Annotated in this window: 26 protein-coding genes; 10 read left to right on the forward strand and 16 right to left on the reverse strand. The window is 53.3% G+C overall.

What is annotated here, in order from left to right:
• Positions 1-426: 426 nt before the first annotated feature.
• Positions 427-1,818: an acetate--CoA ligase alpha subunit gene (gene acs, locus MVK60_RS02710; protein ID WP_297436206.1), complete on the reverse strand. Its 1,392-nt coding sequence runs from the start codon at positions 1,816-1,818 to the stop codon at positions 427-429.
• A 224-nt stretch (positions 1,819-2,042) separates the two neighbouring features.
• Between acs and MVK60_RS02715 the strand changes: the two genes are divergently transcribed.
• Both MVK60_RS02715 and fen read left to right on the forward strand, forming a co-directional pair.
• Complete coding sequence (locus MVK60_RS02715; protein WP_297436208.1) at positions 2,043-2,504, forward strand: phosphate-starvation-inducible PsiE family protein; 462 nt, start codon at positions 2,043-2,045, stop codon at positions 2,502-2,504.
• 68 nt (positions 2,505-2,572) lie between these two features.
• Complete coding sequence (gene fen, locus MVK60_RS02720) at positions 2,573-3,595, forward strand: flap endonuclease-1 (protein WP_297436211.1); 1,023 nt, start codon at positions 2,573-2,575, stop codon at positions 3,593-3,595.
• Between the two features lie 8 nt (positions 3,596-3,603).
• Here the strand turns inward: fen and MVK60_RS02725 are convergent, their stop codons facing one another.
• From MVK60_RS02725 to MVK60_RS02735, 3 genes are read right to left on the reverse strand one after another with little or no spacing between them, the layout of a single operon-like run.
• The gene (locus tag MVK60_RS02725) at positions 3,604-4,503 is read right to left on the reverse strand and encodes a transcription initiation factor IIB (RefSeq protein ID WP_297436213.1); all 900 of its coding nucleotides are present in this window, start codon (positions 4,501-4,503) and stop codon (positions 3,604-3,606) included.
• Positions 4,504-4,541: 38 nt separating this feature from the next.
• Positions 4,542-4,823, reverse strand: coding sequence for a hypothetical protein (locus MVK60_RS02730; protein ID WP_297436214.1), 282 nt, complete (start codon positions 4,821-4,823; stop codon positions 4,542-4,544).
• Positions 4,824-4,842: 19 nt separating this feature from the next.
• Positions 4,843-5,181, reverse strand: coding sequence for a DNA-binding protein (locus MVK60_RS02735; RefSeq protein WP_297436217.1), 339 nt, complete (start codon positions 5,179-5,181; stop codon positions 4,843-4,845).
• 107 nt (positions 5,182-5,288) lie between these two features.
• Here MVK60_RS02735 and MVK60_RS02740 point away from each other — a divergent pair, with 107 nt between their 5' ends.
• Positions 5,289-6,929 carry a hypothetical protein gene (locus MVK60_RS02740; RefSeq protein ID WP_297436219.1) on the forward strand — a complete coding sequence of 547 codons (1,641 nt, stop codon included), beginning with the start codon at positions 5,289-5,291 and terminating at the stop codon, positions 6,927-6,929.
• A gap of 111 nt (positions 6,930-7,040) precedes the next feature.
• Here MVK60_RS02740 and MVK60_RS02745 read toward each other — a convergent pair whose 3' ends face one another.
• Positions 7,041-7,493, reverse strand: a complete 453-nt coding sequence (locus MVK60_RS02745; RefSeq protein ID WP_297436221.1) for a 30S ribosomal protein S19e — start codon at positions 7,491-7,493, stop codon at positions 7,041-7,043.
• A 3-nt stretch (positions 7,494-7,496) separates the two neighbouring features.
• The gene (locus MVK60_RS02750; RefSeq protein ID WP_297436223.1) at positions 7,497-7,913 is read right to left on the reverse strand and encodes a YhbY family RNA-binding protein; all 417 of its coding nucleotides are present in this window, start codon (positions 7,911-7,913) and stop codon (positions 7,497-7,499) included.
• Between the two features lie 94 nt (positions 7,914-8,007).
• Between MVK60_RS02750 and MVK60_RS02755 the strand changes: the two genes are divergently transcribed.
• Genes MVK60_RS02755 through MVK60_RS02765 form a run of 3 tightly spaced genes read left to right on the forward strand, consistent with a single transcriptional unit; the run spans position 8,008 to position 9,413 of the window.
• The gene (locus MVK60_RS02755; RefSeq protein WP_297436225.1) at positions 8,008-8,607 is read left to right on the forward strand and encodes an asparagine synthase-related protein; all 600 of its coding nucleotides are present in this window, start codon (positions 8,008-8,010) and stop codon (positions 8,605-8,607) included.
• Between the two features lie 31 nt (positions 8,608-8,638).
• Positions 8,639-8,944, forward strand: a complete 306-nt coding sequence (locus MVK60_RS02760; RefSeq protein ID WP_297436227.1) for a hypothetical protein — start codon at positions 8,639-8,641, stop codon at positions 8,942-8,944.
• Positions 8,945-8,966: 22 nt separating this feature from the next.
• Positions 8,967-9,413, forward strand: coding sequence for a hypothetical protein (locus MVK60_RS02765; RefSeq protein ID WP_297436229.1), 447 nt, complete (start codon positions 8,967-8,969; stop codon positions 9,411-9,413).
• 8 nt (positions 9,414-9,421) lie between these two features.
• Here MVK60_RS02765 and rpl18a read toward each other — a convergent pair whose 3' ends face one another.
• From rpl18a to MVK60_RS02815, 10 genes are all read right to left on the reverse strand, one after another.
• Complete coding sequence (rpl18a, locus tag MVK60_RS02770; protein WP_297436231.1) at positions 9,422-9,652, reverse strand: 50S ribosomal protein L18Ae; 231 nt, start codon at positions 9,650-9,652, stop codon at positions 9,422-9,424.
• Positions 9,653-9,666: 14 nt separating this feature from the next.
• Complete coding sequence (locus tag MVK60_RS02775; RefSeq protein WP_297436233.1) at positions 9,667-10,353, reverse strand: translation initiation factor IF-6; 687 nt, start codon at positions 10,351-10,353, stop codon at positions 9,667-9,669.
• A 29-nt stretch (positions 10,354-10,382) separates the two neighbouring features.
• Entirely contained in the window at positions 10,383-10,655 is a 273-nt protein-coding gene (locus MVK60_RS02780) for a 50S ribosomal protein L31e (RefSeq protein ID WP_297436235.1), read from the reverse strand.
• A gap of 10 nt (positions 10,656-10,665) precedes the next feature.
• Positions 10,666-10,821, reverse strand: a complete 156-nt coding sequence (locus MVK60_RS02785) for a 50S ribosomal protein L39e (RefSeq protein WP_297436237.1) — start codon at positions 10,819-10,821, stop codon at positions 10,666-10,668.
• Between the two features lie 100 nt (positions 10,822-10,921).
• Positions 10,922-11,854 (reverse strand): hypothetical protein, encoded by a 933-nt coding sequence (locus MVK60_RS02790; RefSeq protein ID WP_297436239.1) that lies wholly within the window; start codon positions 11,852-11,854, stop codon positions 10,922-10,924.
• A 101-nt stretch (positions 11,855-11,955) separates the two neighbouring features.
• Entirely contained in the window at positions 11,956-12,414 is a 459-nt protein-coding gene (locus tag MVK60_RS02795) for a hypothetical protein (protein WP_297436241.1), read from the reverse strand.
• Between the two features lie 15 nt (positions 12,415-12,429).
• Positions 12,430-12,894, reverse strand: coding sequence for a hypothetical protein (locus MVK60_RS02800; RefSeq protein ID WP_297436243.1), 465 nt, complete (start codon positions 12,892-12,894; stop codon positions 12,430-12,432).
• Positions 12,895-13,146: 252 nt separating this feature from the next.
• The gene (locus MVK60_RS02805; protein WP_297436254.1) at positions 13,147-14,835 is read right to left on the reverse strand and encodes a methylmalonyl-CoA mutase family protein; all 1,689 of its coding nucleotides are present in this window, start codon (positions 14,833-14,835) and stop codon (positions 13,147-13,149) included.
• An 87-nt stretch (positions 14,836-14,922) separates the two neighbouring features.
• Positions 14,923-15,735, reverse strand: coding sequence for an ABC transporter permease (locus MVK60_RS02810; RefSeq protein ID WP_297436244.1), 813 nt, complete (start codon positions 15,733-15,735; stop codon positions 14,923-14,925).
• Positions 15,732-16,670: an ABC transporter ATP-binding protein gene (locus tag MVK60_RS02815; RefSeq protein WP_297436246.1), complete on the reverse strand. Its 939-nt coding sequence runs from the start codon at positions 16,668-16,670 to the stop codon at positions 15,732-15,734. The genes MVK60_RS02810 and MVK60_RS02815 overlap by 4 nt, the downstream gene beginning before the upstream one ends.
• A 64-nt stretch (positions 16,671-16,734) precedes the next feature.
• On the opposite strand from MVK60_RS02815, the gene MVK60_RS02820 reads away from it, so the two are divergent.
• The 4 genes from MVK60_RS02820 to MVK60_RS02835 all read left to right on the forward strand — a co-directional run.
• On the forward strand, positions 16,735-17,613 hold the full coding sequence (locus MVK60_RS02820) for an MBL fold metallo-hydrolase (RefSeq protein WP_297436248.1): 879 nt from the start codon (positions 16,735-16,737) through the stop codon (positions 17,611-17,613).
• A 253-nt stretch (positions 17,614-17,866) separates the two neighbouring features.
• Complete coding sequence (locus MVK60_RS02825; RefSeq protein ID WP_297436250.1) at positions 17,867-18,151, forward strand: hypothetical protein; 285 nt, start codon at positions 17,867-17,869, stop codon at positions 18,149-18,151.
• A gap of 114 nt (positions 18,152-18,265) precedes the next feature.
• On the forward strand, positions 18,266-18,754 hold the full coding sequence (locus MVK60_RS02830) for an Hsp20/alpha crystallin family protein (protein ID WP_297436256.1): 489 nt from the start codon (positions 18,266-18,268) through the stop codon (positions 18,752-18,754).
• A gap of 95 nt (positions 18,755-18,849) precedes the next feature.
• Positions 18,850-20,665 (forward strand): CDC48 family AAA ATPase (locus MVK60_RS02835; protein WP_297436252.1); only part of this gene is annotated, 1,816 nt, incomplete at its 3' end.

Raw genomic sequence — 20,665 nt, forward strand, 5'->3', positions numbered from 1 at the left:
CCCAACAGCTCCCCATTCATGGAACGCCCGGTAAGTGGTGTAATTGAGGTAGATAGTCATCCCCGTGAAGTTGAACCCGACAGGTAGGACCACCTGCATCCAAGAGTCGAAAACGCCGGAGTACATCCCAAACCTGCCAAAAGAGGTATTGGCGATTACCCGGTAGCTCAGACGGTAGCGTTGCAGGGGTCGCAGACTAAGAGGAGGGAAATGGATTGCTCCAAGGAACAGTAAAACAACCCCTACAAAAGCCAATCCTTTTTCATGGTTCCCCCGTTAAGATTACCCCTTTAATGCTTAAAAACATTTCTCGTATTGAATGGCAGTACGCGTTGTCTGAATACTAGCGGTCAGCACCTCATGTTAATCCGTGGGTTACACCCAGGGGAATACAGAAATGTTTTGAAAAAACGTAAAAAAGGAGAATCACTTCTGCTTCTTCTTCCAGTTGCTCCATCTGTAGAGCGCCGCGAGGGACTTGACCGCCCTTTCCGGCTCCGGGTAGGCTGGAATACCCTCCTCATTGAGCATGTCGATGGCTTCCTTGGCCTCTATGCCGCCGACGATGGCAACGACGAGGGGCTTCTTCCTGCCGCTCTCGTTGTATTCGCGGATGACGATCTTGGCCAGGTCGCGCGGGTCGAGCACTGCCGTCTGGCAGTAGAGGACGGCTATGGCGTGCATGTTCGGGTTCGCAAGGGCGTCCCTGATGGCTCCATCATAGCCCTCGGCACCTGCCATACCCGTCAGATCAACCGGGTTCTTGTAGCTCCCGAAGGGCGGCATGTGGTTGGCGAAGACCTTGAGGTCCTCGAGGTTGTCGTAGAGGTGCAGGCCCTCCTCCTCGGCGGCATCGGTGGCCATTACTCCGATTCCACCGCCGTTGGTGAGGATGACTACATTCTCCCCCTCAGGCTCCGGGAGGTTGCTCAGGGTCCTGGCCAAGTCAAAGGCCTCTCCAATAGTGAGGGCCCTGAGAACGCCGCTCTGCTTGAATGCCGCCTCGTATATCTTGTCGCTTCCAGCGAGTGAGCCGGTGTGGCTTGCGGCGGCCTTGGCACCGCGTTCACTCCTTCCGGCCTTGATGATGATGATCGGCTTCTCCATACTGACCTTTCTCGCAGCCTCCATGAACTTCCTGCCGTCGGTAACACCCTCCATATAGATGAGAATGGCTTTGGTGTTCCCATCGGTCTCGAAGTACTCAAGGAGATCTGCGTCATCGATATCGCTCTTGTTTCCTATGCTGACGACCGCTGAGAGACCGACCTTCTCAAGGATGGTCCATCCCATGAGGGCTATGCCCAGGGCTCCGCTCTGACTGATGAGGGCGAGGTTGCCCGGCATGACGTCCGTTGGCCCGAAGGTAGCGTTGAGCTTGTCCGGGGTGTAGACGACGCCGAAAATGTTCGGGCCGAGGATCCTCATGCCGTATCTGCGGGCGGTCTCAACGAGTTCCTCCTCGACCTTCTTGCCCTCCGGGCCGAGCTCGCCGAATCCTGAGCTGATGATCGGGAGCACCTTAACACCCTTCTTGCCGCACTCCTCAACGACCCCCGGCACGAACTTGGCCGGTACGATGACAACGGCCATATCAACATCGTCGGGAACGTCGAGGATGCTCCTGTAGGACTTGAACTTCTTTCCGCCGACCTCAATCTCAACGCCCTTAACGTTGATCGGATAGATCTTCCCCTCGTATCCGTACTCCACCAGATTCCTCATAACTGCGTAGCCTATCTTGCCCGGTTTCTCCGAAGCGCCGATGACGGCGATGCTCTTCGGCCTGAAAAGTGCCTCGATATTTGGGTCAACCATCTTTATCACCTCTGATGACATTTACGGTTTTACATCTGTAAAACGAGTTAAAACGTTTCTCCTCTCTTTTTGCCGATACCGGCATCGGCAACCGCAAAAGTGAAAGGAAGCGGAGGGAGGCTCCAATCAAAATGCCTCTGTCCCGGTGGAAATTCACAACAATGCAGGTAAAATCGAAAAATCTTTAAGAGAGTCAATGAAAACCGAAAGGGGTGTTCATGTAAATGAGAAAGAAGCTAAGCCCCGCGGAGGAAAGAATACTGCGGTGGATGACGATTGCATTTGACGCAGTGGTGATAGTGCTCGGGATACTGACGATGATCTACGTTGCCTACCTGCTGTACGATATGTTCTTGGTATTCATTCAGGGACCGGATATTGAAAACGTCCTTCACGACTTCCTTCTGGCGGTTATACTCCTCGAGATATTTGAGCTGCTTGTACTCTACCTCCGGGAACACCATGTCAGCATGCGCAGGGTTGCCGAACTCGGTGTTGTGGCCATAGTAAGAAAGCTTGTCATAACGGCAAACTACAATCAGGTGGGGTGGGAAACCCTGATGGCACTGGCGGCCCTTATACTTGCCCTGGGATGGGTGTATATCCAGGAGAGAAAGCGTACAACTCAGCACGAGGAGTTCCTACTTGAACACGGCTGTGGATCCGGATCCCTCGACGAGGGGTGAGCCAGCACACAACGTGATGGGACAAAGTCTAAAATACCTCGTGCTTATCACATTTCAGGTGATCGGTAATGGGGGTACAGATAGGGGAGCTCGTGCCGAGGAAGGAGATAGAACTTGAGGGTCTTTACGGTAGGAAGGTCGCCGTCGATGCGTTCAACGCCATGTACCAGTTCCTTTCAACGATCCGCCAGCGCGATGGAACTCCACTGATGGACTCAAGGGGCAGAATAACCTCCCACCTAAGCGGTTTCTTCTACAGAACCATAAACCTGATGGAGGCTGGGATAAAACCGGCTTACGTCTTCGACGGCAAACCCCCGGAGTTTAAAAACCGGGAGCTGGAACGGAGACGCGAGGCCAGGGCAGAAGCGGAGGAGAAGTGGCACGAGGCCCTTGAAAAGGGTAACCTAGAGGAGGCCAAGAAGTACGCACAGAGGGCAAGCAGGGTAAATGAGATCCTGATCAACGACGCCAAAGAACTACTGGAACTCATGGGAATACCCAGCGTCCAAGCCCCCAGCGAGGGGGAGGCGCAGGCTGCGTACATGTCGGCTCAAAGGGCGGTTTATGCATCCGCAAGCCAAGATTACGATTCTTTACTATTCGGCGCTCCAAGGCTGGTCAGGAACCTCACCATAACGGGCAGGAGAAAGCTGCCGGGAAAGAACGTCTACATCGAGGTCAAACCGGAGGTCATAACACTCGAGGGAGTGCTAAGAGAGCTCGGGATCAACAGAGAAAAGCTCATCGAACTTGCAATACTGGTCGGAACGGACTACAACCCTGGAGGCATAAAGGGCATCGGACCGAAGAAGGCGCTGACGATAGTCAAACGCGCGAAGGATCCCCTGGCAAAGTACCAGAAGGAGAGTGATGTCGACCTGTACAGGATAAAGGAGTTCTTCCTGAATCCACCGACTACCGATGACTACGATCTCAGGTGGCGCGAACCAGATGAAGAGGGCATTCTGAAGTTCCTGTGTGATGAACACGATTTCAGTGAAGGGAGGGTAAGAAACGGTCTTGAACGACTCAAAAAAGCCATCGAAGGGGGAAAGCAGAGGACGCTAGAAAGCTGGTTCGGTAGGTGATGACCTGCTTAAATGGGAATCTTCAGGTTGAGCTTGTCGACGAGCTCCTTGTAGCGGTTCCTGACGGTCACCTCTGTAACCCTAGCAACCTCCGCAACCTCACGCTGGGTTCTTTTTTCATCTTCAAGAAGGCCCGCCACGTAAAGTGCGGCGGCCACAAGACCCGCGGGACTCTTCCCGCTCGTGAGGCCCTTCTCGTACGCTTCATCCAGTATCCTGACGGCCCTCCTGCGGACCCTCTCGCTGAGGTCCAGTTCATCGGCGAACTTGTTGACGTAGTCGGTGGGCTTCACGAAGAGCTTCTTCGGGGTAAGGTTCAGGTTACGGGCAACAAAACGGAAACTCCTGCCTATCTCCTTTTTGTCAACACGCGAAACGTCGGCTATCTCGTCGAGCGTCCTCGGGATCTTAAGCAGTCTGCAGGCCGCGTAAACACACGCCGCGATGACACTCTCAATGGAGCGCCCCCGTATAAGGCCCTTCCTAACCGCCTCACGGTAAAGGCGGGCAGCCTCTTCCTCAACGTGTCGGGGTAGGCTCAAATGACTTGCTATTCTGTCGAGCTCGCTCAGGGCAAAGGCGAGGTTGCGTTCGGCCGCATCACTCACACGAAGGCGGCTCTGCCACCGCCTAAGGCGGTACATCTTCTCACGCATCAAACCGGTAAGGTTCCTATCGATCCCAATATCCGTAGAAAGTCCCTTGTCGTGGAGGAGGATACTCTCCGGGGCACCTGTTCTGGCCCTCTTCTCCCTCTGGGAGGAATCAAAGGCACGCCATTCGGGTCCGGTGTCGATCACATTCTCCTCTATAACGTAGCCGCACTTGGCACAGACTATCTCCCCTCTCCTAGGGTCGTAAATAAACTCGGTTGAACCGCAGACCGGACAGACCCTGCGCTTGTTCACTGCCACACCTCCACCGGGGCGGCTATTTTATAAAGCCCTTATAAACCTTCGCCTTTTTTCTTTGATACGTACCTGAAAAGCCACGCTAGATCCTCCTTTTTGAACGTTATCCTCTCAAGAACCCGTATCAGGTTCTCATCGTCGATTACATTGGCATAAACCCATAAAAAGACGGGATCATCGTCCGTCCCTATCTTGACGTTTCTGTAGAGGACGTCCACAGTCCCATCCCTGTTCCGTTTAATGGATATAGCCCTCCAGCTGTCCAGACTAACCTCACCGCTTCTATCAAGTTCCCTGATGATCTCCTTAACTTCCATCTGCGCACCATCCGGGGGGTCACCATTTTATCCTGTAGTCCCTTCTCGTCCTAGAATCCACCTGGGCCAGTATTCTCTTGAGCTTGGGGTCATCGATGGGTTCTCTTATCTGACCCGCTTGATAGAGCTGGACCAAGACCAGTTCCACCTGTCTCGCGAGCTCGGGTTTAACGAGCTTAACGCGGCCGAGCCGTTCTCTGGCTTCCGGAGTTAAGATGCGCCTCATGATGGCATCGAGCTGAGCTTCAAGCTCCATCTCCTGCCTCATTGCCTCCTCCTGGGCCTTCTGCTGCTCCGCAAGGCGCTTCTGCATCTCAAGGAGCTTCTTCTTCCGAATCTCCTCTATATCCTCGGCCATGCTCCCACCTCCATGATTAAGGTCATGGATCCAGTTAAAAAAGTATTGGGCAAAATCTTAAATCCATCCGGAACAATCCTGTAATGTAATTCGGAGGATATATCCTGGTGATAAAAATGAGAGTCCCCCATGTAGTGTCCATACTCATTGCGTTTCTCATTTTCGCCCCGCTCCGCCCCTCCGTAGGGGCGTACAGCACCGCCTGGTGTGGAAGCTGTCATCAGTTCGTTGTCGTAAACGACGGCGTTTTTGCGTTCAACGGGAGTTCCTTCCAGGATTTAACGTGGGAACTGCAGGCGAAGAGCTTAAAACGGGAGGGGTTCATGGACTTCATCCAGACCGTTGGGGTTGCCAACGCAGGGAACCTCACGTTGTTCTATTTCTTTCCCTACGACATGCTCTATATGGGCGCGTACAACGGAACTCTCCCGGTTGTCATGAGGCCGGTTCTTAACTGGTACGTTGGAGACGTGGAGGACTTCCTGAGATATAACGGTAGCATCTTCTTCGTGGCATCCACCGGGGTGAGCCCCCACTGTGCGAGCGACGAGGTTTACCGCCTCGATCTGAAGACGTTCAGCGTGACGGGAGGATGGGACATCTCCTGGGATGCCCGCGACAGGATAGCCCCCCAGAATGCCGGTATCATCCCCTATGCCTGGGTCAACCTGGGTTTCGACGATGGGGGCAGGCTCTGGGCAAGGGTTGATCTGGTGAACCCAAACACCACCGTTTACTACCTCTATAACGGAACCAACTTCACCTTGGTGAACGCGAGACCCCGGCTCCACATTCCAGAGCCAAAACCTCCGTTCAGGCTCGCGGTTCAAACCGGACTGGCCTACAAACTCCCGTGGTTGCTTCCCTCTTACACTCCGGTGAGGTACATCTTCGTCAAGGACGGGAAAGAACGGGACGTAACGGACGAACTGCTCTCCTTCGCGTACAGAATTAAACCCCTCAAGGCACTCTACGGGTTCTGGAACAACGAGAAGAAGGAGTGGGTGGTTTCGTTTGATTTATACGGTCTGCCAGTCACGTACGTTATCAACGGAAGTTGCCGTGAGCCATTCATCATACGGGGCCTCCCCCTTGAGGTCTACAACGGCTCCTACGTTCTCCTCAGGAACGAAACGCTTAGCTGGAGGGATCACACCATTGAACTGCCCTTCAGAATTGATCAGAATTCTCCTTACTCTGAAAACGACGTTGAACTGAGGATCTACCTGAACAAGGGCCATCCGGTGATAGCTTTTCCGTGGGAGACTTACAAAAATGGAACAAGCAAGAGGGGGTTCCTCGCCTACGAGGTGACGGACAACGGTTTCATGACCCTTAACACATCCAATAATACAACACCCGGCATGGACCTGATTCCCCCGTGGTTCCCTCTGGATGGCAACGGTCCGAACAACGTCACCGGCACGCTCGTGGTGAATGATGTCAACAAAACCGCCTACCTCCTCACGGATACTGGCAGGATTCCCCTGAACCTCAGCGTGGCCAATGCAGCCAAGGCAGTCGCCGTCGGCAACGGGACTTTCCTGCTTCTTGGACGAGATGACGCGTACATGGTCCCGCCGTACGACAAACCGGTAGACGTCCTCTCACTGCCAGTTTGCGGTCAGCAGACCCCCACACAGAAAACTGCTGTACATACACGGAAAGAAAAAGATGTGTGGGAAGGGGTACTTTTAGTAACAGTCCTCGCTGCCATTGGGGCGTTCCTCATCCGGAGAAGAGGATGATGGGGATGTCCGGGAAGATATGACCAGACCCCTATTTACAGAGTGGCGGCACTGGCAGTTACCTTGTGGAGTGGTTCTTCAAAAGACGTTAATAATAGAATGTACTGGAGCTCAGTACTTCTTGAGCTCCGGGATCTTCTCTTCGAGCTCCTTCTTGAGCTCGGTCGCGATCTTGTCGAGGAAGCTCTGTCCCTGCGGGGTGACGATCCTTCCCTCACCTGGGACCTTCTGAACTAAGCCCGCCCCCTCGAGCTGCTGAAGTGCCTTCCTTATGATGCTTCCGCTGGCCTTGTAAAAGTGTTCAGGGGCATGACCGCGGTTCTTCCTGCCTCCGTACCAGGTCCTGAGTCTTTCAATGCCAACGGGTCCATCAACGTAGACCTTCCTGAACACACTGGCAACGCGGTAGTACCACCAGTCGTCCTGCTCTGGAATCCTCTCCTTGTGTTTACCCGTCTTAACAAACGGGGCCCATTCCGGTGGTTTTATGGTTTCAACATCCTTCAGAGCCTCTGCAACCTTCTCAACGAGCAAATCACCGGGAACATCATAAACCGTAGCCATCCTTCAATCCCTCCCCTTCTTGAACTTCCTTCTGAAGTTAGCAATGTCGAGCTTGACCTTTTTAACGGGCCTTTCCTCCCGTTTCTCCATCGAAAGCTCCTTTCTTTTGAGCTTCCTTAAATACTTTTCCCACCCTTCCCTGGGCTTAAACAATATAAACCTTTTGCCGCGGACGTCAATGAGCTCGCTGTCGGTTAGCTCTGCCACCCTCTCGGCCAGCTCCTTCCTGTCCAAGGAGGTACTGATCAGCGCCCCTTTTCTGATCTCAACCTTCAGGATACCATCTTTCTCAAGCTGGGTTTGTATCTCCTCGATGACACCCTCCTCAAAGCCACGCTTTCCTATCCATGCCCGAGGTTCAATGTCATGATACTTAGCACGGATGTTCCTCCGCACCTTCCCGGGTAAGCGGTTCACCATTACTCTCACCTCTCTCACTCTCGCGCCGCAGTCTCTCGCAACGCAGCTGAAGGCTTTATAAGAATACCATTTTTAAAGCTTCCGAGGGGTTGCCATGAAGGTCTATCACCTGTATTCCGGAGGAAAAGACTCCTCCCTTTCAGCGTGGATACTTGAGAGGCTCGGCTACGAAGTCAGGTTGGTGACGATAAGCTTCGGCATTATCGACAACTGGCGTTTCGCTAAGGAGACAGCCGGGAAGCTAGGCTTTGAGCATCGGGTTATGTATCTGACGGAGGAGATCCTGGAGACGGCCGCTGAGATGGCGGTACGCGACGGGCATCCGAACAATGCAATAGAGTTCATTCACGAGAGGGCACTTGAGGCGATAGCGTCTATGCCCGAGGTGAAGAGGGTGAGTGATGGCACGAGGAGGGACGATCGTGTTCCCTTCCTGGAGCTTTCAAAGACCCGCTCCCTCGAAGACCGGTTCAACGTCGCCTACATCCGCCCCCTTCTGGGCCTCGGCTACAAGACGATCCGGGAACTGACGGGGAAACTCTTCAACGTGGAGATAAGAAACAGTGAGGAAATTGAGAAGGCAGACTACGAGGTCGAACTCCGGCACCTGCTCAGGGAGATGGGCATTGATCCGCTCAGGATATTCCCAAAGAAGCACCAGCAGTCGAGGGTTCTGGGGTGGAAAGACGTATAAGACCTTCTTCAGTATTGATCTCGGTGGTATGATGAGGACCGTAACGGTCACTCCCCGGAGGCCCTTCTCCGGGAAGATAAAGGGGGCCATCCAAAGGATCTTGGATTATGTGCGGATACTCGACAACGTCGTCGTTTTTCCAGAGGAGATTGAAGCAGAATACGGAACCTTCATAGCAGGAAGCAGTGTCTTGGTCGGAGCCAAGAGGGGGGGGCAGGGGGAGCTACGTGAACAGCTACGTCTCCGGCTGGCTCTTCAACACCTCCAGAAAGTTCACTCCCCAGAGAAGAGTATCCTCATCGGAACTCTCACTCCCCTCAGCCCGGTACAGAATTGAGATAGACACCCCAGGTTCCGGGATGATAGAACTGCCTGGCTATCGACTCAGAAACGGGGTTATCATTCTCTACACCAAGCCGAGTTACGAGTTCAATTTTCAGGGGGATGTCCTGACCGCGGGGGACGTTGAAGACTACGCTCAGCTTTCACTGAAACCCCTTGAGAACGGCTTTAGGGGCGAGGTGACCATGGGGCTTAAGAAGGGGAAGTACGTCGAGGTTGCGGTCAGGGGGAAACTCGTTGAATACATAGCGTTCTTTGAGGAAGAACCCGGAACGTTCACATATGAGTTCTTGAAGGAACCCCTCCTCATCGTCTCCCACGAAAAGGCCCTATCACCTCAGGGACTCCAGAAGGCATTGGACGGTTTCATCGGAATCAGCGGGCACGGCAAGTTTTCAGTGGTGCTCAGGGTGGGAAAATCAGCTAAAGAGATGATGTTTCGGGTCGAACTTGGGAGAGAATAGAATGGAAATCAGAGGCCGCTGAGCCTTCTAATTATCGGGTCCCTAGCCTCTTCAGGCTTTATCTCCTCTATGGTTTCGATCCATATCTTGTTTCGTGGAACGCGGTGCTTGCTCCCTACCTCCGAGTAGAGACGCTCCACAACGTCCTCCTCTCTAACTGCCCTGTACTCCCTGGTGAAATCCTCCTTTCTTCCGTTCCTTTCAAAGACGCCCTTTACGCGGTAAACTTTAACCTTCATGCTCCACACCTCCATCAGTCAAGAAAGCCAAGCGCCTCCTCTATCTTAACTATCTCAGGACCGGTCGTCGCATGCCCAACGACGACACCGTGTGAGTTTGCCAGCATACACGAGCCAACGAAGGGAACGCCCATGTTGGCGGTTCCAACGTAAACATCGACCTTAAAGAGGCCACGGAGCCATTCCAGCTCCTCATCAGTTGGTTCAGGGTGGATCAGTCCGCCCCGGTTTGTGACGATACCTGCACTGCCCACGGCATGGTAATCGCCTATCATGCCTCTCTCAACCTCAACACCCAGCGCATCCTCAAGCCTTTTTGCATCCTCCCTCGTGAACTTCGCACTCACCAAGGCGGCTTTATCATTGGCCAGTATGAGATTACCAAGGGCTGTGAGGGTGCTTCTGAACGGTTCAACGACCATGTCTATCCCGAACTCCTCAAACTGGTGGTTTATGTGCTCCAACTCTGAGTCCCAGACGTACCACGGAACGAGGATCGCGTTGGAGTTGCCAGCGGAGAATATCCCCACTATCCGTGATTTCATTATGCTGGTCTCTATGACCGGGACCTTAAGGACCTCCCTGAGAACCTCCAAGCTGGCCCTTTTAAGTCCCTCCCTAACCAGCGCTACCTTATCGACCGCGAGGCCGTAAACTCCGAGGTACGGTGAGTTTTCAAAATCAAGTCTTTCTATGTGCATCGTCCAACCCTCACAGCTAAAAGGAAAGGTCACGCGAGGGAAACCTTTGCCACCCTCTTGCCGTCCTCCTCCTCCACGAGGACCTTAACGCGGAGCTTGCTTGGGGGTTTTTCAATACCCCTCTCCCATATCTTTTCGTTGACATCCGTCCCTATAAAGACCTTCTCCGCCTTGGCCTGCCTGGCTATCCACTCACGGACGAAGCGGGAGGCCCTCGGTGCCCTCTTCCAGCGTGGAACACGCTTCTTGATCTTCCTTATCGGGACGGTGAGTATAACCTCATCTCCGGGATTGATCGCCATCTACATCACCTCACTCCTTAAGCTTGGTTCTCCTCCACATTCTCCTCTTGGGGTGGGTCATGACTTTCCTGTTGGTCTTGACAATGACCCAGACTGGAAGGCGCCTGTTCTGCTTTGCGGCTTTTGCCAGACGAAGCTTCTTTGCCAGCGGCTTGTTTCTCGCCATTCGTAATCCCTCCAACGGTTATCATGATGTCTAACGTTGCTTGACACATCCTTTTTTAAGCTTTTTCGTGAGGTTTTAAGGTTTTCCATAGGTGGCACACTCACCGCTTTCTTAGCAAAACTGAAGCCAGGAATATTATCAAAAGCCCTCCAGCGGTCACGTATTCCAGCGTTATGGGGTATGCACTCGCATACGGGATATTGTCCTTATCTCCTCTACCGGTAGCTGGACACGTCTTCAGCACAGCTCCTCTGCCCTCCAGCGGATGGAACACCTCAAGCCTCCCGTTTTTGTAGTAGAAGACCGGATAGGGTTTTATATCGTCCCTCCGGAGAAGGTGCTCCCCGACGCACTTCGCCCACAGGGTCTGGTTTTTCATGACGTCACAGTCGTTTGGGAACACCGCCCAGCCGGTGTGATTGAAGTTGGATGCGTCGAAGGCTTCGTAGTCCCTGAGGAGAATCAGATAGCCGCCTTTGAACTTCATGGCCTCAAGGTGCCACAGCATCTCCCTGTACTGGAGGTGTGGGAGGAGCTCATCTATCAGGACTCTGAGGGTGCTCCCGTTGAAGTTAAAGATCACGTACCGCCCCTCCGGCGTGCCATTGACGGCCCCATTGAACCGTTCGTAATTCAGGAGTTCAAACGGTCGGTATGAGCTATTCGTTAGCAGGGTCTCGGGCTCCATGCACTTCCTTTCCGGATAATACAGGTATATCGTGACGTTATTTCCTCCCTCCCAGACATACATCCGCCACTTCCTTCCGGTCCAGTTAACGAGTGGTGTTGTACAGCCCACGTCAGCGGTGTAGTTGCACGTCGTGTTCGGGAGGTTGAGGGATGCCATGTCCTTCCCGTCGAACTGGAAGACCGGGTAGAACCAGCCGGTGGCGGAGCCACTCTGTATGGTGCACTTCAGAAACCCGGCGTAGGTGTTAAAGGGGCAGTTTGAGCAACCGCCGTAGCAGACGCGGATTATGAGAAAGTGCAGGAAGGCAACACTTCCGTTCGTGCTAACGTAGAGAGGTTCCACCCCAATACCCCCTCGCCGGAGCAGGAGGGAGCTTTGGATGTTAATACTCGCTACGGGATAAAGTAATGAAGTAGATACAAGAAGAGAAATTACCAAGAGCTTTACCATTCTCTGCATTGTTCCCTCACCCTGTCTATGACCCTCAGATCAACCCCAAAATAATATGCTCTGTTGGGAAGGACTTCATCCGGGGGGATATCCCGATAGGGAACTGCGTTTATCATAGTAAGGTATGCATCAACAATTGCTTTTGAATAGTCACAAGTACGGGAGATGCACTCCATCGGAGAAAACGGGCAGTTACCCCCTTGGCTGAGTACTTTCTCATCTGCCTCCATCTCTATCGATATGCCCGGTTCCAGAAGGTACTTTACAATCTCGACCAGTTCCGAGTAAGTGTACGCAGCAGAAGTTGTGAGACTGTTCATCTGATAGTACTTGGGTTGTGCAAAGATAAAATCAAAATGATTTTTTAAGTCTGGAATTGCATTGTGAGGTTCTCCAGTTTCCATTTCTTTTAGCTTAGATGCAGGGTACCCCAGTAATGATGGTATCCACACGACCTCAACCCCCTGTTATGTATATAATTCGCGAGTTCCTTGATAAAACCTAAACTTCCAACATGGTCTTCTTGGACAAATGTCTCCAAACTCCAGTAAAATCCAAATTCTGTTAGTATCAGGGACGCTTAGGACACCATCTATCCACCCATGCCAGTATGTGTTATAAAAGCCCCAAGTATTAGTGTCCCTGCTATCTCTCTTATCCCCGTATTTAAAGAAGGGAATTGTCACGTAGTATGGGATACTGGAAACTACAGAAGTACACCACCCTGCAAACTTCATTCCGTCGTTTTTACCATTTTCGTATCCAGAACCGGAATATTGTGTCTCTGTGCCTTCATTGTCAAGTACAACAATCCGGTCAAAACCTCTGAGTTTAAAATCATCCACTCCTGCATGTCTATTCCCAACCTCTGGTCTTGAATAATATTTTTCTGTTTTTTTATTCCACGTGTAATACCATAGACTCAGATTCATAATTAAATCACCAACGTATAAAATACATTATTACTATAAAAACTTTGTGGGTTTCTTATTGACTATATTAGTTGGGAAGTCGGATTAGTAGCCAGTTTCTGGTTTTTTCGACAAATGTTCCATCAGAAGTATGATTAGAAGAACTGGATAGTGCATGTTCACTAAGCCAGTTCAACGCTTCAGTTTCCGGGGGGCAATATGAACTCAAAAAGATTAACGCGAAATAACACATTAAGAAAATTAAAACCGACCTCAGAACACCAGCGGTGCCCTGTACTCGCCCCAGACCTCGCGGAGGACGTCGGTGACCTCTCCGAGTGTTGCCAAATGGCGGTGGGCCTCGATAATGTAGGGCATGAGGTTCTCGTCCTCGGTTTCAGCAGCCTTCCTGAGCCTGTCGAGGGCCTCCTCGATATTCTTGTTGTCCCTCTCGCTCCTCAGCTTCTTGAGCTTTTCAATCTGCTTCTCCCTGATGCTCGGGTCCACCTTGAGTATCTCAACGTCGAGAGGTTCATCAACTATGAACTCGTTCACGCCGACGATGATGCGCTTCTTCTCCTCTATCTCCTTCTGAACCTTATAGGCGCTCTCGGCAATCTCCTTCTGGATGTAGCCGCGCTCGATAGCCCTCATCATGCCACCCATCTTCTGAATCTTCTCAATGTACTTGAGGGCCTCCTCGTATATGTGGTCGGTGAGCCACTCGATGTAGTAGCTGCCTCCAAGCGGGTCTATCGTATCAACGACGCCGCTCTCGTAGGCGATGATCTGCTGGGTTCTCAAAGCTATGCGAACGCTCTTCTCAGTCGGCAAACTTAATGCCTCGTCGTAGGAGTTGGTGTGTAAGCTCTGGGTTCCGCCGAGGACGGCAGCGAGAGCCTGAATAGCAACCCTCACGATGTTGTTCTCCGGCTGCTGGGCTGTAAGCGTTGAACCGGCCGTCTGGGTGTGGAAGCGCAGGAGCATTGAGCGCGGGTTCTTGGCGTTGAACCACTCCTTCATTATGTAGGCCCAGAGCCTTCTGGCAGCTCTAAACTTGGCAATCTCCTCAAGGAAGTTGTTGTGGGCGTTGAAGAAGAAGCTCAGCCTTCCGGCGAACTTGTCAACGTCCATCCCCCTGTCTATGACGGCCTTGACGTACTCTATACCGTCCGCCAAAGTGAACGCGACCTCCTGAACAGCATTCGCTCCAGCCTCGCGGATGTGGTAGCCGCTTATGCTTATCGGGTTCCACTTGGGGACGTTCTCGGCGCAGTACATGATGATATCGGTCGTAAGGCGCATGCTTGGCTGGGGCGGGAAGATGTAGGTTCCCCTCGCTATGTACTCCTTGAGGATGTCGTTCTGAACCGTCCCGCGGAGCTTGTCCTGGGAAACGCCCTGCTCTTCAGCCACGAGGATGTACATCGCGAGGAGGTTTGCCGCGGTCGAGTTGATGGTCATGCTCGTCGAAACCTTGTCGAGAGGGATTCCATCGAAGAGTATGCGCATGTCCCAGAGGGAGTCGATAGCAACCCCAACCTTTCCGACCTCGCCCTCGCTCATCGGGTGGTCGGAGTCGTAGCCTATCTGGGTGGGCAGGTCGAAGGCGACGCTGAGACCGGTCTGTCCCTGTTCGAGGAGGTACTTGTAGCGCCTGTTGGACTCCTCAGCGGTTCCGAAACCGGCGTACTGCCTCATCGTCCAGAACCTGCCGCGGTACATGGTGGCGTAGACGCCGCGGGTGAACGGGTACTCACCGGGGAAGCCGAGCTTTTCGAGGTAATCCCAGTCCTCACCGAGGTCAGCGGGAGTGTAAACGCGTTTTATCTCAAAACCGTCGTCGGTCATGAACTTCTCCTTTCTCTCGGGCCTTTTCTCGATGAACTTTTTAACCGTCGTTTCGTCCCAGCGCTTTTCCTCCTCCCTAATCTTCGCGAGCTTCTCCTTATCGAAAGTCATGCCTACCACCTGCCCCTATTTGGGCGCCGGCCTATAAAAAGCTTTTACATAACTAAAGGTAGGGCTTGATATTGGATAAATTATCCATCAATCGGAGAAGTCGCGATTCACCAAAACCGCCCAGGCAGCGGCGAGAAACAGCAACACCACTGCACCGAAGAAGACGGCAGTGTAGGCGGAGTCCCCAACGAAGGCACTCAGGTCAACCTTGTCGAACCCGGCCTTCAGCAGAACCACAGCCCGATAGCCGAGGGTGTAGCGCTCCGGGTTTTTGATGTAGGGGATCTGGGGCAGGAGGAACTGGAGGAGGAACACAACTCCGAAGGTGGCCAGCGAGGCGTAGAGCGGGCGCGTTATGATGACCGAGACCAGCATGGCCAGGGCGCCGAGGGCGGCTAGGACAAGGAGCGTTGCCCCCAGGGCAAGGAGAAAGTCTGGCAGGCCATTCCAAAGACCGTTCGCGCCAGTGTCGTAAACGACCGAATTGTAGAGCCAGATAACGGTATAGGGAATCCCAAAGAGAACCGCGAGGGCACCGAGTCCAGCGAGGAATTTGGCCGTGACAACCTCGCTTAGTCTCACCGGCCTCGTGAGGAGGAGCCTTATAGTCCCCCTGTCTATCTCGCCCGCGAGGAGGTCGCTCATCAGGATTATCACAATGAGCTGGCCTATGATGCCGAGCCAGTAGTTGGGTATGAGGTCGAGCATCAGCGATTGGAATGCTTTGAGCATGACGTCGACACCACTGCCTGTAGCGTTCGGACTGAGGAGGTATATGAACGCGGGAAAGAACGTGGCTAAGAAGAGAACCTTGAGCTTCCTTGAGCGGATCAATCTCCTGAACTCGCTCTCAAAGACCACCCAGAGGGCGCTCTGGAAGGGCTTCAGATTACCCCTCATTCCTTCCACCCCACGTTGAAGCGCTTCATGAGGATTCTCTCCAGCGGGCTCGTATGGGGCTTGAAGAGCTTTAGCGAGAGCCTCTGTTCAGCAACGAAGGCGGGAAGTTCAATGAAAAACTCGTCGATAAACCTCTCGTCGAGATGCACCCTCAGTATTCCCTCTTCTTCCCAGGCTTCCCTGACGTAGACCTTATCCTTCAGAAACTCCAGGAGCTTCCCGTTGTCCGAGACGAGGACGTCGTAATCTGTCCCCTCGACGTTCACCAGGTCCCTAACGCGCCCCTGTTCGATGAGCTGGCCGTCCTTGATCAGGCCGACGTGGTTGCAGGTCCTCTCTATCTCACTGACTATGTGGGAGCTTATGAAGATGGTCTTCCCGGCCTTGGCCAGCTCCAGAACCTTGCCGATGAATTCCATTCTCCCGAGGGGGTCGAGGTTGCTCGTGGGCTCGTCGAGGATCAGAAGCTCAGGGTTTCCAAGGAGGGCCATGGCAAAGCTGACCCTCTGCCTCTGACCGCTTGAGAGCTCCCTTATCCTGTTAAAGGCCAGCTTTCCAACTCCCGTGTAGGCCATCAGCTCCCTCGCCTGCTTTATTGCCTCCTCCTTAGGGAGCCCAATGAGACGACCCATGTACGTCAGGAACTCGAAGATCGTCATGTCTTCATATGCGAGGGGCTTTTCGGGCATGTAGCCGACCTTCCGCATTATTTCAACCCTCTCGCGCGGCATATCGAGGTCAAAAATCCTTATCTCACCGTAGGCTGGCTTCAGAGCCCCGGTCAGCATCTTTATCGTGGTGGTCTTTCCAGCACCGTTGGGGCCGAGGAAGCCGTAGACTGCACCTCTGGGAACCTTCAGGTTGAGATGGTATACAACGTTCATCCTGCCGAAGAACTTGGTGAGCTTCTCAGTCTCGATGATGTAAGTGGACATCTCAACACCCAGAGGGATATCGAAACGAAGCTAAATAAGGGTTTCGGGGGTTTATATTCAAGTAATGATGATGGGTAACGTTGGCCTCGACAGCTCCGCAAAGCTCGCCTTCCAGAGCCACGCCCACACCGACCACTTCGTCAGCGGAGAGGTCATCTACTCCACCAGGGCAACCAAGTTCCTCAGCCACCTGAGGAAAGGTGGTTTTTACAGGGAAATTGAGTTCGGGAAGGTCTTTTATATCGGCGACTTCAAGGCGAAGCTCTATCCGGCTGGACACATGCTCGGCTCGGCCGGGATAAAGCTCTGGCTCGAAAACGGGACGCTGTTCTACACCGGCGACACCAAGTGGTTCAAGCTCAGGACGGCCGAGAAGAGCCGCTTTCCGAGGGCAGACTTCCTAATAGTCGAGGCCACCTTCGGCGTCCCAAGCTTCACGTTTCCAACGCCGAGAGAAGCAGAGAAGAAGCTCATCGCCTTCGTCGAGGAGGCCCTTGAGAGGGGTAGAAGACCGGTTCTCTACGTCAACCAAATGGGGAAAGCCCAGGAGGTCATGAAGATACTCGACCTTCACGGCTACACCGTCAAAGCATCGAGGGAGATGCTCAAGGTGGCGCGCGTTTATTCGAAGTTCGGGATTAGGTTCGACAACATCTCAACCAACGGCGAGGTCGTCCTTCGCTCCTACCGCTCGCCCCGGGTTGAGAACTCCCTATCCCCCTGGGAGCTTACGGTTTCCGGTTTTGGAAGGCTGAAACTCAGCAATCACGCCGACTTCTGGGAGCTGATAAGGATCGTGGAGAGGATAAACCCGGAGAGGGTTTTCACCGTTTACGGCTTCGCCGAGGAGTTCGCGAGGATCCTCCGGGGACTCGGCTACGATGCCCGGCCCGTGTCCCAGGATTCCGTCATAGAGCCGGTGGACATGATGACAAAAACCTAGCTCTGACCGGAACAAAAACTCAAACTTTTCCATTTGGATGTACATAAACAGACAAATCTTCCAAAAAGTTGGCCGAAAAGCTAATATTTTTCAAAGTCGTAGAGTTTTAATGAAACCTGCGGTTGGTGATAGCGGCACGCGGCAGTGCCTTGAATCCGCCCTGAAAAATAGGTCGGTCGTGCCAATAAGCCAAAAGGAGGTGGTAGCCAAGCACTCCTTCCCTTCTTCTCTCACTACTATGGGGGGTGAATCCATGGAGACCATAACCGGACGGAAGTTTCGCCCGAAGTGGGTTACCGGGTTAAGGCCCAGGCTTGAGAAGATCATGAAAGAGGGCATCAGAAGGGGTTCCCTCATCGGGAGGGGAAGGATCATAAGCGATATGCTGGAGGTCACAGCACTCGTGTTTACAGAGGAAGAAACGAACGCCGGCGTGAGAGTGAACGGGAGGAAAGTCGAGTTTACATACCCCGTGAAAGGCAACGAGACCTTTGGGGAGATATACTACCCACTGGTCGGCATGCTGAGCAACCTTTAATTTCCCCTGTTCTTTTCAGATTTTAGTCACCGATATGTACTAAAAGACAAAAACTTTATAAACCCCGAGTTTTTAGTTACTACTGGTAACCAAAAGGAGAGGGAGGTGATGACGATGGCTTGGAGAAGGGACCGCTACTGGGACCCCTTTGACATAATGAGGGAAATCCAGGAGGAGATAGACAGCATATTCAGGGACGTGATGAGGGGTCCGAGACTCTGGGGCTACCATGAGCCCGGAGATCACCACGAACTCGGGGGCGGATCCTGGCGCGAGCCCTTCGTTGACATCTTCGACAGGGGCGACAGTTTCATCATAACCGCGGACCTGCCCGGCGTCAGGAAGGAGGACATCAAACTCCGCGTTACGGGAGACACCGTCTACCTTGAGGCCCAGGTGAGGCGCGAGAAGGAGCTTGAGAGAGAAGGGGCGGTAAGGATCGAGCGCTACTACAGCGGCTACAGGAGGGTCATCAGACTGCCCGATGAGGTAGTTCCAGAGAAGGCAAAGGCCAAGTACAACAACGGCGTTCTTGAGATCACTGTTCCAAAGAGGCACCCAACCGGGAGGGAAGGGGGAGGTTTCGAAGTCAAAATCGAGTGACGTCAACATATTCCTTTTGATTTTCCCGCTTTTGGGCTACTGCTGAAATAATTGAATCATAATCATCGGTCATAAAAGTTTGGAGGTGGTGAAGAATGACCGAGAGGATGGAGGTTAAGTTGAAGGTCGCGTCCGCTTATCAGCGTGATGTTGGAAGAGGGATTGTGAGGATCGATCACAAGGCAATGCGTGAAATGGGTGTCCAGCCAGGCGACATAGTCGAGATTATCGGCACAAAAAACACCGCGGCGGTTTTATGGCCCGCCTATCCTGAGGACGAAGGGCTCGGACTCATACGGATGGATGGCACCATAAGAAAGAACGCAGGGGTTGGCCTCGGAGACGAGGTCACCGTTAAAAAGGCCGAGGTCAGGGAAGCAAAAAAGGTCATAGTAGCGCCAACAGAACCCATACGGTTCGGAGGCGACTTCGTTGAGTGGCTTCACAGCAGACTCGTTGGGAGACCTGTCGTTAGGGGCGACTACATAAAGATCGGCATTCTCGGACAGGAGTTGACCTTTGTGGTCACGGCAACGACACCCGCTGGAATCGTGCAGGTGACCGAGTTCACGGACTTTAACGTGAGTGAAAAACCGGTTAAAGAGGTTAGCAAGGCGGCGGCGCTCGGAGTCACCTACGAGGACATAGGTGGTCTTAAGGACGTCATCCAGAAGGTCAGGGAGATGATTGAGCTCCCTCTAAAGCACCCTGAGATATTCGAGAAGCTCGGCATCGAGCCGCCGAAGGGGGTACTCCTCTACGGGCCGCCCGGAACGGGTAAGACCCTGCTCGCAAAGGCAGTAGCAAACGAGGCTAATGCGCACTTCATAGCCATCAACGGGCCCGAGATAATGAGCAAATACTACGGCGAGAGCGAGGAGAGGCTGAGGGAGGTCTTCAAAGAGGCCGAGGAGAACGCGCCAACTATAATCTTCATAGATGAAATCGACGCAATAGCTCCAAAGAGAGAAGAAACACATGGTGAGGTCGAGAAGAGGGTCGTTAGCCAGCTGCTGACCCTGATGGACGGTCTCAAGAGCAGGGGCAAAGTTGTGGTCATAGGAGCGACCAACAGACCGGATGCCCTCGACCCGGCCCTGAGGAGGCCCGGAAGGTTCGACCGTGAGCTTGAGGTGGGAGTTCCCGACAAGGCCGGCAGGAAGGAGATACTCCAGATACACACCAGAGGAATGCCCATCGAACCCGAATCCAGAAAGGGCAAGGTAATAGAAATACTCGAAAAGCTCCGCGGTGACGATAGGTTCAGGGGAACCATAGACAAGGCCATCGAGAGGGTCAAGAAGGCGGGAGACGAGGAGGAGATAAAGAAAGCCCTCAAAGAGCTCGACGAGAGGCTCTACGAGGAGCTTAAGGCGAAGCTCATCGATGGACTCCTTGAAGAACTGGCCGAAATAACGCACGGCTTCGTTGGTGCGGACCTGGCAGCACTGGCAAGAGAGGCGGCGATGGCCGCACTCAGGAGGCTAATAAAAGATGGAAGAATAGACTTTGAAGCGGAGAGCATACCCCGAGAGGTCCTAGACGAGCTCAGGGTTACCAGGAAGGACTTCTACGAGGCGTTGAAGATGGTAGAACCTAGCGCCCTCAGGGAAGTGCTGATAGAGGTTCCGAACGTTCGCTGGGATGACGTTGGAGGCCTCGAAGAAGTCAAAGGGGAGCTGAAAGAAGCGGTGGAATGGCCCCTCAAGTACCCAGAGGCCTTCATTGGGCTTGGCATAACCCCGCCAAAGGGAATACTCCTCTACGGACCGCCGGGAACGGGTAAGACCCTGCTCGCAAAGGCCGTTGCCAACGAGAGTGAGGCCAACTTCATCGCCATCAAGGGTCCGGAGGTGCTGAGCAAGTGGGTGGGCGAGAGCGAGAAACGGGTGAGGGAGATATTCAGGAAGG

Source organism: Thermococcus sp., from assembly GCF_026988555.1.
GTDB lineage: Archaea > Methanobacteriota_B > Thermococci > Thermococcales > Thermococcaceae > Thermococcus.

Coding starts and splice junctions, on each gene's coding strand:
- acs (WP_297436206.1), bottom strand. CDS start 1,818: ATGGTTGACCCAAATATCGAGGCACTTTTCAGGCCGAAGAGCATCGCC.
- MVK60_RS02715 (WP_297436208.1), top strand. CDS start 2,043: ATGAGAAAGAAGCTAAGCCCCGCGGAGGAAAGAATACTGCGGTGGATG.
- fen (WP_297436211.1), top strand. CDS start 2,573: ATGGGGGTACAGATAGGGGAGCTCGTGCCGAGGAAGGAGATAGAACTT.
- MVK60_RS02730 (WP_297436214.1), bottom strand. CDS start 4,823: ATGGAAGTTAAGGAGATCATCAGGGAACTTGATAGAAGCGGTGAGGTT.
- MVK60_RS02735 (WP_297436217.1), bottom strand. CDS start 5,181: ATGGCCGAGGATATAGAGGAGATTCGGAAGAAGAAGCTCCTTGAGATG.
- MVK60_RS02745 (WP_297436221.1), bottom strand. CDS start 7,493: ATGGCTACGGTTTATGATGTTCCCGGTGATTTGCTCGTTGAGAAGGTT.
- MVK60_RS02750 (WP_297436223.1), bottom strand. CDS start 7,913: ATGGTGAACCGCTTACCCGGGAAGGTGCGGAGGAACATCCGTGCTAAG.
- MVK60_RS02755 (WP_297436225.1), top strand. CDS start 8,008: ATGAAGGTCTATCACCTGTATTCCGGAGGAAAAGACTCCTCCCTTTCA.
- MVK60_RS02760 (WP_297436227.1), top strand. CDS start 8,639: ATGAGGACCGTAACGGTCACTCCCCGGAGGCCCTTCTCCGGGAAGATA.
- MVK60_RS02765 (WP_297436229.1), top strand. CDS start 8,967: ATGATAGAACTGCCTGGCTATCGACTCAGAAACGGGGTTATCATTCTC.
- rpl18a (WP_297436231.1), bottom strand. CDS start 9,652: ATGAAGGTTAAAGTTTACCGCGTAAAGGGCGTCTTTGAAAGGAACGGA.
- MVK60_RS02775 (WP_297436233.1), bottom strand. CDS start 10,353: ATGCACATAGAAAGACTTGATTTTGAAAACTCACCGTACCTCGGAGTT.
- MVK60_RS02780 (WP_297436235.1), bottom strand. CDS start 10,655: ATGGCGATCAATCCCGGAGATGAGGTTATACTCACCGTCCCGATAAGG.
- MVK60_RS02785 (WP_297436237.1), bottom strand. CDS start 10,821: ATGGCGAGAAACAAGCCGCTGGCAAAGAAGCTTCGTCTGGCAAAAGCC.
- MVK60_RS02800 (WP_297436243.1), bottom strand. CDS start 12,894: ATGAATCTGAGTCTATGGTATTACACGTGGAATAAAAAAACAGAAAAA.
- MVK60_RS02805 (WP_297436254.1), bottom strand. CDS start 14,835: ATGACTTTCGATAAGGAGAAGCTCGCGAAGATTAGGGAGGAGGAAAAG.
- MVK60_RS02810 (WP_297436244.1), bottom strand. CDS start 15,735: ATGAGGGGTAATCTGAAGCCCTTCCAGAGCGCCCTCTGGGTGGTCTTT.
- MVK60_RS02815 (WP_297436246.1), bottom strand. CDS start 16,670: ATGTCCACTTACATCATCGAGACTGAGAAGCTCACCAAGTTCTTCGGC.
- MVK60_RS02820 (WP_297436248.1), top strand. CDS start 16,735: ATGATGATGGGTAACGTTGGCCTCGACAGCTCCGCAAAGCTCGCCTTC.
- MVK60_RS02825 (WP_297436250.1), top strand. CDS start 17,867: ATGGAGACCATAACCGGACGGAAGTTTCGCCCGAAGTGGGTTACCGGG.
- MVK60_RS02830 (WP_297436256.1), top strand. CDS start 18,266: ATGGCTTGGAGAAGGGACCGCTACTGGGACCCCTTTGACATAATGAGG.